Raw genomic sequence first — 15,205 nt, forward strand, 5'->3', positions numbered from 1 at the left:
TGGGCGCCTTGCCAGGGGGAGGCGCGCTCACGCCTCCACTTTGAACCTGTCGTCCGTCCCGTAACGCGGCAGGCTTGCCTACCAAGGCAGGCCTTCAACCGTTCGGGAATGCACGCGTGGCCACCTATACCCAGGCATCGCCGGTCAAGACCTATTCGCTGACCGCCGATGCGCGGTTCAATGCCTTGCTTCAGGCCGATCCCGCCTATCGCCTGGCGTGGTCCACCGTTTCGGCCGGCAAGACGGTGGTCAGCTACAGCTTCATCTGGGGCGGCGGCGTCGCCTCGGCCTTTGCCAGTGGCTATGGTACCGAAATGACCGCAGCCACAGTCGGCGCCTTGCCGTCTGGTGACTATGCCAATGTCGCCCTGGCGTTTGCGCAATGGGCCAATGTCGCCAACCTTTCGTTCAAGCAGGTGGCCGAAACCGCCGGTGGCACGGTGGGAGACATTCGCCTGGGCCTGTCCTCGCGCGTGGGCGATGCCTGGGGCTATACCAAGGCCACGGCTGGCGGCCTGGCCAATAGCCACGGCGATATCTGGATCAACCCGCTCTATGGGCGCGATTCCTACGCGGTGAACACCTACAATTTCACCGCTCTGATGCACGAAATCGGCCACGCCCTGGGCCTGGCGCATCCATCCGAAGGCTTCATCATCCCCACCGGGTATGATTATCGCAACTACACGATCATGTCCTACAACGATCCCTATGGGGTCTATGCCTATAACCCGGCCAAGGAAGACTTCGACTATATCATCCAGACGCCGATGGTTTACGATATCGCCGCGATCCAGGCGATCTATGGCGCCAACATGAGCTATCATGCCGGCGACAACACCTATGCCTATTCGCCCGGCAGCCCATTTTACGCCACGATCTGGGATGCCGGCGGCAAGGATCTGATCGACCTGCGCACGTTCAAGCTGGATTGCTGGGTCGATCTCCACCCTGGCGCCTATTCCACGCTGGGGTTCACCAATGTCAGCGTGTCCAACAACCTCGGCATCGCCTACAACGTGACGATCGAGGATTGCTATGGCGGCGCCGGCAACGACACGCTGGTGGGCAACGAGGCGAACAACGCGCTCTATGGCAACGCCGGCAACGACCGGCTCTATGGCTATGGCGGGAATGACAAGCTTTCGGGCGGCAAGGGCGATGACATTCTCTCGGGCGGCGATGGCAACGACACGTTCCTGGCCGGCGATGACCTGGGCAATGATCGCTATGTCGGCGGCCCCGGCCTCGATCTTGTCACCTATGCCGGCGCGACGGCGGGCGTCACCGTCAACCTGGCCACGAGCGTGGGCGATGGCACGGCGGCGGGCCTGGGCAAGGACACGATCTCGGGCGTGGAGCGCGTTACCGGCTCTGCCCACAATGATACCCTGCTGGGCGATGCCAACGACAACATCCTGTCGGGCAATGGCGGCAACGATACGATCAACGGCATGGCCGGCGCCGATACCTTGCGCGGCGGATCGGGCCAGGACCGGCTCACCGGCGGCAGCGGCGCCGATCGCTTCGTGTTTGAGCGGGTGATCGAATTTGCCGGAAGCACAGCCACCACGTGTGACGTGATCACCGATTTCAAGCATGCGGACGGCGATCTGATCGTGTTGACGCCGATTGACGCGAACAGCCTGACCAGCGCCGACGATGCCTTTGCGTTCATCGGCACGGCCGCCTTCCACCATGTGGCGGGCGAGTTGCGCTATGCTATCACCGGCGGCAACACCCTGGTTCAGGGGGACATCAACGGCGATGGCCTGGCTGATTTCACGCTGCTGCTGCAAGGCAGCCTGTCGTTGGTAAAGGGCGATTTCCTGCTCTGAACGGCTACGCACTTTCCGCAGGGGCGCCCAACGGTTTGTTGGCCATGGCAGGTCTAAGCCGGCCAAAATGCCGGAGACGACCATGTTCGGATTGCGCAAAGTCTTTGGGAGCCCTGCAACGCCCACGCCACTGCCCACCTTGGCGGCGTGGGATCAAGACGTGCCGCCTGTCGAGAGTTTTGTCCCGCTGGCGCAGCCGTCGATGCGTGTGGTGCGCAGCAACAGCATGCTGCACGGGCTGGGCCACGAAACCTTCCGCTTTGGCGATGTCGCGGCAGCGCTGGTCATGGCCTATGTGTCCCCGCACGTCGATTTCGAAACGGTGGTGCAGCGTTTGCGTCCGTTGTGCGCGCCGGCGCGCGTGGTGGCAGTCACCACGGCGGGCGAACTGTGCGGCGATGGCCAGGGGCCACTTTATTGCCCGGCCGATGGCGCGTGGGACAGCGTGGTGGTGCAGGTCTTCGGGCCAGACCTGTTTGCCGCCACCAGCATCCACGCCGTTCCCCTGGCGAACGCCGATATTCGCGCCGGCAGGCCCAGCAAGGCGCAAGACGCCCGCGTAGACGAGATCGCCGATCACCTCTCGCGCCTGTCCGTGTCCTTCCCGGTACGGCACCATGATACGCTGGCACTCACCCTGATCGACGGGCTTTCCGCCAGCGAGAACTTCTTCATGGAAGCGGTCTATCGCTGCGGCCGCTTCCCATGCGTGTTCATCGGTGGATCGGCTGGCGGCAAGCTCGATTTCCAGGCGACCTGGCTGTTCGACGGCGAACGCTTCTTGCAGGACCATGCGGTGATCGTCTTTGCCAAGATGCGCGACGATGCGCGCTTTGGCATCTTCAAGACGCAGAATTTCGTCGATACCGGGCGCAGTGTGATCATCATGGAGGCTTCGGCCGAAACCCGCTGCGTCACTTCGGTGGTAGAGCCCGGCTCGGTGGAGATCGTGCCGGTGGTTGATGCACTCAGCGCCATGATGGGGTGCCAGCCGCACGATCTGGAACAGCGCCTGCAAGGGCACACGTTTGCCATCCGCCTGAACGACCAGCTGTTCGTGCGCTCCATCTCCAGCATCGATGTGGCGGCCGGGGCCGTGCATTTCTATTGCGACATCAATCCCGGCGATGAATTGCACCTGGTGGCCGCCACCGATTTTGCCGGCCAGACCAGGGCCGACCTGGAGGCGTTCCTGCGGGGCAAGCCGCATCCGGTGGGCGCCCTGCTCAACGACTGCATCCTGCGCCGTCTGGGCAATGGCGCGCAGCTTGGCGCGCTCGACGGGCTGTGGGGCGATGTGCCGGCGGCGGGCTTTTCCACGTTTGGCGAATTGCTGGGCATCAACGTCAACCAGACCTTGACGGCGGTGGTCTTCTTCAAGCCGGCGCCGGGCGAGGTGCTGGCCGAACCGTTCGTGGAGCAGTTCCCCATCCACTATGCGCAGTTCGCGCGCTATTTCGTGGAAACGCGGCTCAACCAGCAGCGCCTGATCAACGGGCTGCGCCAGCAGTTGCTGGGCCGGCTTACCGATTTCGTGATCAAGACCGCGCGCCTCGCGCACGAGCTGGACCAGGTGGCCAGCGGAACCGAGGATGTGCGCCGCAATGTCGATGCGATGCGCAGCGAGATCGAGCAGCGGCTGGCGGGCCTCGCCCACAGCGACGGGGAAGGGGTGCTCGATACCGAATTCGGCCATGTCGCCCAGGCCATGGCCCAGCTGCGCGACATCGTCGAAGTGATCGACAAGATCAACATGCAGACCAACCTGCTCTCGCTCAACGCCGGGATCGAGGCGGCACGCGCCGGCGAGGCCGGGCGCGCCTTTGCCATCGTCGCCAACGAAGTGCGCAGCCTGGCCAAGATGACCCGCACCACGCTCGATCAAAGCCGCGAATCGCTGGGCCAGGTCGACAATTCGATGACGCGCCTGGGTGGCCATGTCGCGCAGACAGAGGCCAAGCTGGGCAATGCCCGCAATGGCTTTGATGTCATCACCGCCAGCCTCGGCGCGATGTTCGCCTCGTTCTCGCGCATTGGCGACTTGCTGGGGTCGGTGGAGCAGATGGCCCGCCAGCAGACCGGCATGATGTGTCAGGTCGAGCTGGAGATAGAGCGCCTGCGCCGGGTGGAGGGGCAGCAGGCGTAAGCAGCCTAGATCCGCCGCAGGGCGTCGGCCATCACATGGGCTTCATGCTGGCTGGCGATCAGCAGCGGCTGGGTGTCCTGCTCGGCCCGGCGTTCGCTTTCGGGCACCAGTGCGCGCGCGTCGCCGCTCCACTGTGCGGCAATCGCCCGCACTTCGGGCACGATCACCAGCTTGGCCACCACCAGCGATCCCGTCCACAGCGGGATCGACAACACGAGCGAGGTGATGACGCACTTCACAGCCTTGCCGGGGTGCAGGAAGTTGATGTTCCAGGTCATGGTCAATTCCCGATTGCGCTTTCCCATCGGTCCCGGGGCAGGGGCTAATGGCTGGGGCCTGACATCGGGATGAATGACCAAATTTTCATGTTGGTTCAAAAGGTAGTCTGGGCACTGCGCCGCCAGTGGCCCTGCGGCCATGGCGGCGCAGCAATGGTTCAGGCCGCCACGTAATGCGCCGTGGTCTTGGCCGCCACTTCCTCGGCCGTCACGCCCGGCGCCAGCTCCACCAGGTGGAACGGGCTGTCATGATCCGGGCGCTGGAACACGGCGAGGTCGGTGATCACCATGTCGACCACATTCTTGCCGGTCAGCGGCAGGGTGCAATCAGGAATGAACTTGGAGCTGCCGTCCTTGGCGCAGTGCTCCATCACCACGATGATGCGCTTCACCCCCGCGACCAGGTCCATGGCGCCGCCCATGCCCTTGATCATCTTGCCGGGCACCATCCAGTTGGCGATATCGCCGCCCTGCGACACTTCCATCGCGCCCAGCACGGTCAGGTCGATATGCCCGCCCCGGATCATGGCAAAGCTTTGCGCGCTATCGAAATAGGCGGTCTGCGGCAGTTCGCTGATGGTCTGCTTGCCGGCGTTGATCAGGTCGGCATCCACCTCGTCGTCGAACGGGAAGGGGCCGATGCCCAGCATCCCGTTTTCCGATTGCAGCGTCACTTCCATGCCGGCGGGAATGTGGTTGGCCACCAGCGTGGGGATGCCGATGCCCAGGTTCACATAGAACCCATCTTGCAGTTCGCGCGCCGCGCGCGCGGCCATTTCGTCACGAGTCCAGGGCATCAGGCGTTCTCCCGCGCACGGGTGGTGCGGAATTCGATCTTCTTGTCATAGGGCGCGCCCAGCACCAGCCGCTGGACATAGACGCCCGGCAGGTGGATGCCATCGGCATCGAGGCTGCCGGTCGGCACGATCTCTTCCACTTCCACCACGCAGACCTTGCCGCAGGTGGCGGCCGGCACGTTGAAATTGCGCGCCGTCTTGCGGAACACCACGTTGCCGCTTTCGTCCGCCTTCCACGCCTTGACCAGCGACAGGTCGGCAAAGATGCCGCGTTCCAGGATATAGTCCTGCCCGTCGAAATTCTTCACTTCCTTGCCTTCGGCCACCAGCGTGCCCACGCCGGTCTTGGTGTAAAAGCCGGGAATGCCCGCGCCACCGGCACGCATGCGCTCGGCCAGGGTGCCCTGGGGGCAGAATTCCACCTCAAGCTCGCCCGACAGATACTGGCGCTCGAATTCCTTGTTCTCACCCACATAGGACGAGATCATCTTCTTCACCTGGCGCGTGCGCAGCAGCTTGCCGATGCCTTCGTTGTCGATGCCGGCGTTGTTGCTGGCAAAGGTCAGCCCGCTCACCCCGGAATCGCGCACCGCATCCAGCAGCCGTTCGGGAATGCCGCAAAGGCCAAAGCCTCCGCAGGCAATCAGCAGGCCATCGTGCAACAGCCCGTCCAGCGCGGCTGTGGCAGAGGGATAGATCTTGTTGGCCATCGGCACCTCTCCATTGATGCCCCGTCTTACGCCAGCCAATCGATCGGAACTAGCGATACATTGTTATCTTTTATGATAAGACCTGGATATGATATCGCGGGGCCATGAAGCGCCTGGCCATCTATCACCTCGAAACCCTGCTGTGGATTGCCCGGCTCGGCACGTTCCGCGCGGCGGCAGAACGGCTCAACACCACGCAGCCCGCCATTTCCGCGCGCGTGAAAGAGATCGAGGAGCAATTGGGCGTCGATCTGTTCCGCCGCGAAGGGCGCAACATGGTGCTCACCGCGCGCGGCCGCGCCTTGGTTGCCGATTTCGAGCCGCTGTGGGCCGGCTTCGAACGCGCGTTGTTCAAGGCGAGCGACTTTGGCGGCGCCACCGGCATCGTGCGCATCGGCACCGGCGAGATCGCCGCCGCCAGTTGCCTGCCCGCCTTCGTCGCGGCGGTGGAGCAGGACCTGCCCGGCGTGACGCTGGAGATCGAGCTCGACCTGACCGCCCGCATGCTCCAGCAACTGCTCGCCGGCACCAGCGACATGGTGTTCCTCGCCGGCCCGGTCGCCAGCCCCGGCGTGCGCACCACGCCACTCGGCAGCGTCGCGCTGGTCTGGGCGGCCAGCAAGGCCACGGCGCAGGCCGGCGGCTTCAAGCAACCGCTGCCGGTGTGGTCGATCCCCGAACACTCCCCCATCCATGGCATCATGCAGGAATCGCTGGCGCAACACGGCATCACGCCTCCGGTCATCCGCACCTGCAACAACGTGCGCGCTCTGGTCGAAATCATTCGCCTGGGCAGCGGTGCCGCGCTGCTGCCCGAAACCATGGTGCGCGGTGAACTGGCGAGCGGGGAACTGGTGCAAGTCCTGCCATCGCCCAAGCGGCAACTGCGCTTCGAAGCGGCGATCAGGAGCGCAGAGCGCGATCCGCTGATCCTGGAGCTGTTCCGGCGGGTTGGTGGGCTGCGGATTGATTAGCCCAAACATTCCCTCCCCTAACCCCTCCCGCTGGCGGGAGGGGTTAGGGGAGGGAATGTAAGCACCACAGCTCAATTCTACCGCATTCCCCCGGCGCGGCGCGCTGTATTGCGCATCAATCCCGGCCACGATGCGGCGAAAACCGAGAATTGCCTTTCAATTTTTCGGCATCGTGTTATTAGGGTTGTGCTTACGTCGCATGCGACGGATAAATCGGCAGCTTTATGCCACCCCTTTATCCTTTTCTAGCACTACAGAAGCCGGGATGTGCCGCTGTTGGCGCATGCCCGTCAAACCATGGGATAAAGGGTTATCCATATGACGACCGGAACCGTAAAGTTTTTCAACGTCGACAAGGGCTATGGCTTCATTGCGCCCAATGACGGCGGCACCGATGCCTTCGTGCACATCTCGGCCGTGGAACGCGCCGGCATGCGCACGCTCGAAAAGGACCAGCGCGTTTCCTACGAGTTGGAAACCGATCGCCGTGGCAAGGTTTCGGCAGTCAATCTCCAGGCTGCCTGATGGATGCGGGTCGCGCGGTTGATCCAACCGCGCGACCACACCGCACCTGTCGCTACATGCCAAATTGACATTGCTGGAGGCCGAAAATGTCTGATCCGAAAAATCGTCCGTTCCTGATCAACAAGGATGCGGAAGGCAATTTCCGGCTGACCGTGCGCAGTATCCGATACAACTCGCAAGGGTATCCGTTGGTCACGGCGGCACTGCAAGACGAACTGTTCAAGACCATGGCTGGCGCACGCACATTCGCGCGCGACAACTTTGGCGCACAGCCGGGCGAATACGCTTCAAAGTAAAGAGCGTTGTTCGCAACGTGAGAAGGAATTGGCATGGCCAAGGGTCAAAAGAAATCCAACAAGGAAGTCCGCAAGCCCAAGGCGGCCAAGCCGCCCAAGCTTAACGCCTCCAATCCATCGACCAAGCCAGCGCCGGTCGGGATCGTCACGATCAAGCGGTGAGCCCGAGCGGGCAACTGCCCTGCTTTGCCACTCTGGCCGCGCCGATGCCAACGCTCGGCGCGCCGTTGGCATGCCGGAAAATCAGCAAGATTGCCGGCATCGCCAACCGGCGGAGCCAGTTTCATGACGGATAGTCCCAGCCTCATCGACCCCCAGTTGCTCGATGCGCACGAAGCGTCTGATATTTCGGCCATCAACGGCATCGTCAGCTTGGCGAATATCCTGCGCGGCCGCAATATTCTGACCGACGCCGAGGCTTCGGCCTTGCACGAGAGCATGAGTTTGCCGCTTGGCATGGCCAAATACGCAGACAATCCATCGGTCCAGGACATTCAGCTCAATCTCGACCGCCTGTTTGCGATGGTCGTCCGCCCGGGTTGAGCCCTACCGCTCCCTGATCGCCGCCTTCAGCCCCAGATGCGCGGCAAGCGCTTTCAAGTCCCGGCCCACGCTGTCGTTGATCAGCACGGCATGGCGATCTTCCACTTCCATCACCAGCACCTCGCCTTCGCGGCGCAGCGTGCTGCCGTTGAGCGCGGAGGGCGCGCCCACGGTGAACCGCCGGCACAGGCGGGTGGCAAGGCCCCAGGCCTGGGCTTCGCGCAGCGAGGCGGGGGTGGCGAGAAGGTTGAGGTCTTCGGGCAGCGTCAGCTTGCCGGTGTTGGCGATCATGGCTGCGGCAAGCATCGCGCGGTCGCGCGCGGTCGCGCCGATCCAGCGTTTGCGCAGGCCCCATTCATGCGCCAGGTCGCCGCGCAGGTTGGGCTCCACCGTGGCCGAGGCCATGCACAGCATCGTGGCGGCAAGGCGCAGGCGCTCGCGCCGGTCGGGCCCGTCGGTCTGGACCACGCCGGCGGTCCAGCCGGCCACCATGCTGGCGGTGTTGGGCGAAATGCCGTGTTCCTGGGCAAAGGCAGAGGCGCCGGCAACCAGCGGTTCCTGCCCGCGCACGGCATCGGGCATCGCTTCCCACAGCACGCCTTCGCGCAGGCCCCAAGCCGAAAACACCAGCCGTTCAGGCTTTAGCCGGGCGATCAGCACGGCGAGCAGCGCGGCAGTATCGGGCAGGCTGGCAAGGCGCCCGCCGGAAACCCCCGCGATCGGCGCCACGGCCTCTCCCTTGCGCCGCGCCAGGGCCTTGGCCAGCTTCAGCGCCAGGGCGGGATCGGCGACATAGCCGTGCGGATCATCGATCGGAAAGCGCGTTTCCACCATCATGTGGCGGGCAAAGGCGCGCAGCGAGCCGCCGACGAGATAGAGCGTCTGCCCCGGCGTGGCTTTCCATTCCGCCTTGGCCAGCGCCTTGGTGATCTTCTGCCCGAACGCGCGCTGCCCTTCGGCGCGCAGCGCGGGCAGGCGCAGCGTGCCCAGCGGCAGGCTGACACCGTGGGTGCAGCGCTGCCCGTCCACATCGACCAGTTCCAGGCTGCCACCACCCAGATCGCCCACCACGCCCTTGGCCTTGGGAAAGGCACCCAGCACGCCGTGCGCGCTGGTGATCGCCTCTTCCTCGCCCGAGAGCAGGCGCGGGGCAAAGCCCAGCTTGGCGATGGCATCCAGAAAGGCCGGACCATTGCGCGCGTCGCGGCTGGCGGCGGTGGCCACCACGTCGAGTTCGGTCACCCCCTGCAGTGCCAGGATCGCCTTGAACCGGGCGAGCGAGGCCAGCGCCAGGGCCATGGCCTTGGGTGAAAGATCGCCGCTTTCGGCCACGCCCTTGCCCAGGCGCGCGGTCACTTTCTCGTTGTGCAGCACCTTGGGCGCGCGCAGCGGCTGGCCATAGATGACCAGTCGCACGGTGTTGGAGCCGATATCGATAATGGCGCGCTTGGGCGCTTCTTTGCCACGGGACAGGCCAAATGCCATCGCGCCGTCAATCGACCGTTGCGCCACCGCGCCGCAGCGCCAGCTTGGGTACCTTGCGCCCCTTGGTAAGGGCCGCGCCGCGGCCCGAAAGCGAAGGATTGGTCATGAAATAGCGGTGCACATTGAACGGTTTCTCGCCCGCGTCGGATCGACACGAAACCCGCTGATAATCGCCATCGGCGTGCAAAGTCCAGCTTTGCTCGGTATCGATGAGGTTGGCCAGCATTACTTGGTCCAGGATCTGGTCGTGCACCGTGCGGTTGCGGATCGGCACCAGCACTTCCACCCGGCGATCCAGATTGCGGCTCATCCCGTCGGCCGAGGAGATGAACACCCGCGCGCGCCGGTTGGGCAGGGCGCCGCCGTTGCCGAACGCCCAGATGCGGCTGTGCTCCAGAAAGCGGCCGATGATCGATTTCACCGTGATCCGTTCCGAAAGCCCGGGCACGCCGGGCCGCAGGCAGCAGATGCCGCGCACCACCAGCGAAATGTCCACGCCAGCCTGCGCTGCGGCATAGAGCCGCTCGATCAGGCGGCTGTCGGTCAGCGCATTGAGCTTGGCCCAGATCGCGGCGCGCTTGCCTGCGCGGGCAAAGGCGATCTCGCGCTCGATGCAATCATACAGCGTGCGGCGCAGGCCGATCGGCGAGATCGAAAGAAACTCGGTGTTCTTGGGCTCGACATAGCCGGTGATGAAATTGAACAGCTGCCCGGCATCGCGCCCCGCCTTGGGGTCGGCGGTAAAGAACGACAGGTCGGTATAGATGCGTGCGGTCACCGGGTGATAGTTGCCGGTGCCAAAGTGGCAATAAGTGCGATAGCCATCGCCCTCGCGCCGCACCACCATCGAAACCTTGGCATGCGTCTTCCAGTCGACGAAGCCGTAGATCACCTGGACCCCGGCGCGCTCCAACTGGCTCGCCCAGTGCAGGTTCTGCTCCTCGTCGAACCGCGCCTTGAGTTCGACCACGGCCGTGACCGACTTGCCCGCCTCGGCCGCCGCGATCAGCGCGGCGATCACTGCCGATTGCTTGCCGGCGCGATAAAGCGTCTGCTTGATCGCCACCACATCGGGATCTTCGGCGGCCTGGCGCAGGAAATCGACCACCACGTCGAAACTTTCGAACGGGTGGTGGATCACCAGATCCTTTTCGCGGATCGCGGCAAAGCAATCGCCATCGTGTTCCAGCACGCGTTCGGGATAGCGCGGGTTATAGGGCTCGAACTTCAGTTCCGGGCGCGGCATGTCGACGATCTGCGACAGGCCGTTCATCGCCAGCAAGCCGCGCGATTTCACCACCAGCGCATAGTCCAGGCGCAGCTTGTCGCGCAGCAATTGCTCGGCCATGGGATCGGAATCATCCTGCAATTGCAGCATGATCACCTTGCCGCGCCGCCGCCGCTGGATCGCCGTGCGGAAATAGCGCACCAGGTCTTCGGCGTCTTCCTCGATCTCCATGTCGCTGTCGCGCAGCACGCGGAACGTGCCCGAACCCTGGATGCGAAAGCCGGGAAACACCGTGGCGGCGTTGCGGCGCACCAGTTCCTCGATGCTGATCCAGCCGCCATCGTCGGGCAGCTTGACAAAGCGCGGCAGCGCCGGCGGCACCAGGATCATCTCGGTGACCGGGTCGTTATCGGCCACCCGCACCATCGAGAACAGGATGCCCGTGCCCTGGTTGGCGATAAACGGGAACGGGTGCGCCGGATCGATCGCCTGGGGGGTAAGCACCGGCATGACATGCTCGGTGAAATAGCGCGCCAGCCAATCGGCCTGGTGGCGGGGCAGGGGCTTGTCGCCCACCATATGGATGCCGGCGTCGGCCAGCAGGTCTGACAGTTCGCCCAGCACCACGCGCTGCGCGCTGACCAGGTCTTCCACGGCGCCGTGGATCTGCTGCAACTGCTGGACCGGGCTGAACCCGTCGATCGAAACCTCGTCGATCCCGCGCCGCACCTGGCCGGCGATCCCGGCCACGCGCACCATCATGAATTCATCCAGGTTGCTGCCCGAGATCGACAGGAAGCGCAGCCGCTCCAGCAGCGGATAATTGGTGTTCTGCGCCTCGGCCAGAACGCGGCGGTTGAACATCAGCCAGCTCAACTCGCGGTTGAAATAGCGCATCGGCGGTGGACCCTCGGTCAACGCGGATAGGGCCTGCATCGGCAGCACGCCACCCGGCGCTGCGCTGGTTTCTGCCACGATTGCTGTCCTGCTTGGTGTTGTTGCGGTCCCGCGCGCCATCGTTCCGCTTTGCTACTCTTGTATGACAAGCACGATGTTAGAAACGGGCAGCGGCGCCTTGGCAAGTGCAAAGCGGCCCTGTCAGGAAACGTTACAAGCTGTGCGTTAATCTCTACTCGTTTTGTCGAGAATCATGCCCGCTTCGCCGCCCGCCCGCTCGTCAGCGGGCGTCGTTACGCTAGATTGCGAGCATGGCCCCGGTGAGTCGCGTGCCCAGGCGCGCGCCCACGGCCGATCCGCAGCGGGCTGGCCGCGCATGCCCAAGCCCGCTGCGGACTCTGGTTGTTGATGAATATTATCAAATGCTTGGTCCGCGTTGCTGGGCCGGGCCTGCTAGTGTGCGGGCGAGGCGTAGCGCCGTTCATCGTGGCGAAAGTTTCGCTATCTGGCCTCCAACAACTCGTTTAATGTCTATCGTAAAAGTTGAGTATAAGAAGGTGGCAACAGGCACCTCGCCACGGCGGGGCCAAGACCCAAGCCTTTGCAAGAGAGAGCCGATGTCCATCACACCTGCCAATGCAGATCCGGCCACCCGCGATCCGGAACAGGCCCGCCTGATCGAGCAATCGCTCGACAGCGTGCGCGAGGCCCTGGCCGGGCTGCGCTATGGCCAAGTCGGCCTCACCGTTCACGAAGGGCGCGTCGTGCAGATCGACGTGACCGAGAAGCGTCGCTTCAACAACCACTGATCCGCCAGAATTTTCGATCACGCCAAGCAATCCATGGCGGCACCACGGCTCTGGGGAGGGCCGCCGGCCATGGCAAAAACCAACAACAGACCATGCCGCCACCCGCCACGGAACCCCTCCGCGCGCGTGGTCCGGCATGTCGAAAGGGATATCAGCATGCTCGTTCGCGCCCATCTCGCCGCGTCGGTGGCTTCCGTTGGCCTTGCTCTCGCGCTTGCCGCCCCGGCCCATGCCGCCGATGCGCCTGCGCCGGCAGACGCCTCCAGCAAATCTGTGCCAGCCGCTGCCCAGCCGCCGGTGGATGACAGCATCGTCGTCACTGCCCGCCGCCGCGCCGAAACCGTGCAGACCGTGCCGCTGGCCGTTACCGTGGTGGGCGGCGCGCATATCGATGCCGCCGGTGCGTTCAACGTTGGCCGCCTTACGCAGTTGACGCCCACGCTGCAGTTCTATTCGTCCAACCCGCGCAACACCTCGGTCAACATTCGCGGCCTGGGCGCGCCGCTGGGCTTGACCAACGACGGCATCGAGCAGGGCGTGGGCGTCTATATCGATGACGTGTTCTATGCCCGTGCCGCGTCCTCCACGTTCGACTTTCTCGACGTGAGCCGCATCGAAGTGCTGCGCGGGCCGCAGGGCACGCTGTTCGGCAAGAACACCACCGCCGGCGCGCTCAACATCACCACCCGCGCTCCCACGTTCGAGCCCGAGGCCCGGCTGGAGGCGACCGCCGGCAACCTTGGCTTCGTCCAGCTCAAGGGCGCGGTGTCCGGCCCGCTCAGCGATACCCTGGCGGTGCGCCTCGCGGGCTCGTTTACCGAGCGCGACGGGACGGTCTATAACGTCAAGCAGCGCCAGTGGATCAATTCGCAAGACAACAAGGGCGCGCGCCTGCAATTCCTGTGGCGCCCGTCTAGCACGGTCGAAGTGACTTTGGCGGGGGATTACAACAAGCAGAACCCCAATTGCTGCGCGCTGGTCTATGTGCGCACCGGCGCCACCCAGCGGCCGCTCAACCGCCAGTACGCCGCGCTCGCTGCCGCGCAGAACTATGCCGTGCCCAGCACCAATCCGTTCGATCGCGTGACCGACGAAGACGTGGCCCTGCGCGCCAAGAACGAGGTGGGCGGCGTGTCGCTGCGCGCCAAGATCCAGACCGGGCTAGGCACGATCACCTCGATCACGGCGTGGCGCTATTGGGATTGGGACCCGTCGAACGACCGCGACTATCTCGGCCTGCCGATCACGACCAAGTCCAACAATCCCTCGCACCAGGACCAATATACCCAGGAACTGCGCCTGACCGGCGAAACCGGCCGCTTCAACTACACCGTCGGCGCATTCGGCTTCTATCAGAAGATCCACACCACCGGCATTCAGCAGCAGGGCCCGGCGGCGAGCGAGTTCCTGATCGCGCCGAGCAATGCGCTGTCCAACGACCCCAGTGTGCTCAACGGCCTGACCGCCGCCAACGATATAACGCTCAAGAACACCAGCGCGGCGATCTATGGCAAGTTCGGCTACAAGCTGACCGACACGCTGTCGATCCAGCCGGGTGTGCGCCTGAACTATGACAAGAAGGACGGCATCTACAATTCCACCGTCACTGATGGAAACGGCGCTCTTGTCACGTTTGCCACCAACAACACCGCGCGGCAAAAGGCCCAGCTGGCCGTGCTCGCACCGCAGTATTTCGTCGCCAATTTCAGCGATTGGAACCTGTCGGGCGACGCGACGCTGGCCTGGGATCCGACCAGCGACGTCCACGTCTATGGCACTTATGCGCGCAGCTTCAAATCGGGTGGTATCAACCTCAACGGCGTGCCGGCCAACACCGATGGCACTCCGCTGCTGCAGTTTGCCACGATCAAGCCGGAACGCGTCAACCACTTTGAACTGGGCATCAAGACGCAGTTCTGGAACCGCAAGGGCACGTTCAACGTCGCTGCGTTCCGCACCGATATCAACGACTATCAGGCGCAGGTGACGAACTACACCGTGGGTGCGCTGCGTGGCTACCTCGCCAACGCCGAAAAGGTGCGCACCCAGGGTGTCGAAGTCGATTTCGCGGTGCGGCCGAGCGAGCGGATCAGCCTCTATTCCAACGCCGCCTATACCGATGCCAAATATATCCGCTTCAAGAATGCGCCCTGCGCGCCCGAGCTTTCGGGTGGCACGCAGAATGTCGATGCCAACGGCAACCTGATCGGCACGCCGGCTGCGCCGGGCACGCCGGGGATCAGTCCGCTGTCGTGCGACATTTCCGGCCAGGTGCTGCCCGGCGTGTCGAAGTGGTCGTTCTCCTATGGCGGCGAAGTCAACCTGCCGGTCCAGGCGTTCGGCGGGGAAGGGCAGGTCTATTTCGGCGTCGATGGCAACTATCGCTCGCGCTTTTCGTCCAACCCCACCCCTTCGGCCTATACCTGGATTGAAGGTTACGCGCTCACCAACTTCCGCCTGGGCGTGCGCCGCGAGGGCCGCTTCGATATCTATGGTTGGCTGCGCAATGCCTTTGACACCCACTATTTCGAGCAGCTCGCGGTTGGTTCGGGCAACACCGGCCTGATCGTGGGCCAGGTCGGCGATCCGCGCACCTATGGCCTGACCGTGCGCACGCAGTTCTAAGCGGCACGCGGGGGAGCGGGCTTCGACAAGCTCAGCCCGAACGGAAACCAAGGG

Annotated in this window: 14 protein-coding genes; 9 read left to right on the forward strand and 5 right to left on the reverse strand. The window is 64.1% G+C overall.

The features are described from left to right. Window positions 1-116: 116 nt before the first annotated feature. Both IP65_RS22165 and IP65_RS05040 read left to right on the forward strand, forming a co-directional pair. Window positions 117-1,838 carry a M10 family metallopeptidase gene (locus tag IP65_RS22165; protein WP_022677075.1) on the forward strand — a complete coding sequence of 574 codons (1,722 nt, stop codon included), beginning with the start codon at window positions 117-119 and terminating at the stop codon, window positions 1,836-1,838. Window positions 1,839-1,905: 67 nt separating this feature from the next. Next, a complete protein-coding gene (locus IP65_RS05040; RefSeq protein ID WP_082349786.1) occupies window positions 1,906-3,984 on the forward strand; it encodes an FIST N-terminal domain-containing protein in 2,079 nt (692 codons plus the stop codon). 5 nt (window positions 3,985-3,989) lie between these two features. Here the strand turns inward: IP65_RS05040 and IP65_RS05045 are convergent, their stop codons facing one another. From IP65_RS05045 to IP65_RS05055, 3 genes are all read right to left on the reverse strand, one after another. Continuing rightward, window positions 3,990-4,262: a hypothetical protein gene (locus IP65_RS05045; RefSeq protein ID WP_022677077.1), complete on the reverse strand. Its 273-nt coding sequence runs from the start codon at window positions 4,260-4,262 to the stop codon at window positions 3,990-3,992. A 158-nt stretch (window positions 4,263-4,420) separates the two neighbouring features. Next, window positions 4,421-5,059, reverse strand: a complete 639-nt coding sequence (locus IP65_RS05050) for a CoA transferase subunit B (RefSeq protein WP_022677078.1) — start codon at window positions 5,057-5,059, stop codon at window positions 4,421-4,423. Continuing rightward, window positions 5,059-5,769 (reverse strand): CoA transferase subunit A, encoded by a 711-nt coding sequence (locus IP65_RS05055; protein ID WP_054131038.1) that lies wholly within the window; start codon window positions 5,767-5,769, stop codon window positions 5,059-5,061. The genes IP65_RS05050 and IP65_RS05055 overlap by 1 nt, the downstream gene beginning before the upstream one ends. 104 nt (window positions 5,770-5,873) lie before the next feature. Between IP65_RS05055 and IP65_RS05060 the strand changes: the two genes are divergently transcribed. The 5 genes from IP65_RS05060 to IP65_RS05075 all read left to right on the forward strand — a co-directional run bounded on the left by IP65_RS05060 (window position 5,874) and on the right by IP65_RS05075 (window position 8,107). After that, window positions 5,874-6,743, forward strand: coding sequence for a LysR family transcriptional regulator (locus IP65_RS05060; RefSeq protein WP_054131039.1), 870 nt, complete (start codon window positions 5,874-5,876; stop codon window positions 6,741-6,743). 318 nt (window positions 6,744-7,061) lie between these two features. Next, entirely contained in the window at window positions 7,062-7,268 is a 207-nt protein-coding gene (locus IP65_RS05065) for a cold-shock protein (protein WP_022677081.1), read from the forward strand. An 86-nt stretch (window positions 7,269-7,354) separates the two neighbouring features. Then, window positions 7,355-7,564 (forward strand): hypothetical protein, encoded by a 210-nt coding sequence (locus tag IP65_RS05070; RefSeq protein ID WP_022677082.1) that lies wholly within the window; start codon window positions 7,355-7,357, stop codon window positions 7,562-7,564. Window positions 7,565-7,597: 33 nt separating this feature from the next. Beyond that, window positions 7,598-7,726, forward strand: a complete 129-nt coding sequence (locus IP65_RS22105) for a hypothetical protein (protein ID WP_255352173.1) — start codon at window positions 7,598-7,600, stop codon at window positions 7,724-7,726. Window positions 7,727-7,849: 123 nt separating this feature from the next. Next, complete coding sequence (locus IP65_RS05075; RefSeq protein ID WP_022677084.1) at window positions 7,850-8,107, forward strand: hypothetical protein; 258 nt, start codon at window positions 7,850-7,852, stop codon at window positions 8,105-8,107. 3 nt (window positions 8,108-8,110) lie between these two features. Here IP65_RS05075 and IP65_RS05080 read toward each other — a convergent pair whose 3' ends face one another. Further along, window positions 8,111-9,592, reverse strand: a complete 1,482-nt coding sequence (locus IP65_RS05080; RefSeq protein WP_054131040.1) for an exopolyphosphatase — start codon at window positions 9,590-9,592, stop codon at window positions 8,111-8,113. Between the two features lie 7 nt (window positions 9,593-9,599). Then, the gene (locus IP65_RS05085) at window positions 9,600-11,756 is read right to left on the reverse strand and encodes an RNA degradosome polyphosphate kinase (protein WP_171794581.1); all 2,157 of its coding nucleotides are present in this window, start codon (window positions 11,754-11,756) and stop codon (window positions 9,600-9,602) included. Window positions 11,757-12,334: 578 nt separating this feature from the next. On the opposite strand from IP65_RS05085, the gene IP65_RS05090 reads away from it, so the two are divergent. Both IP65_RS05090 and IP65_RS05095 read left to right on the forward strand, forming a co-directional pair. Further along, on the forward strand, window positions 12,335-12,526 hold the full coding sequence (locus tag IP65_RS05090; RefSeq protein ID WP_022677087.1) for a YezD family protein: 192 nt from the start codon (window positions 12,335-12,337) through the stop codon (window positions 12,524-12,526). A 156-nt stretch (window positions 12,527-12,682) separates the two neighbouring features. Beyond that, a complete protein-coding gene (locus IP65_RS05095; RefSeq protein ID WP_054131042.1) occupies window positions 12,683-15,151 on the forward strand; it encodes a TonB-dependent receptor in 2,469 nt (822 codons plus the stop codon). Window positions 15,152-15,205 lie beyond the last annotated feature (54 nt).

This window comes from Novosphingobium sp. AAP1 (assembly GCF_001295765.1).
Classification (GTDB): domain Bacteria; phylum Pseudomonadota; class Alphaproteobacteria; order Sphingomonadales; family Sphingomonadaceae; genus Novosphingobium; species Novosphingobium capsulatum.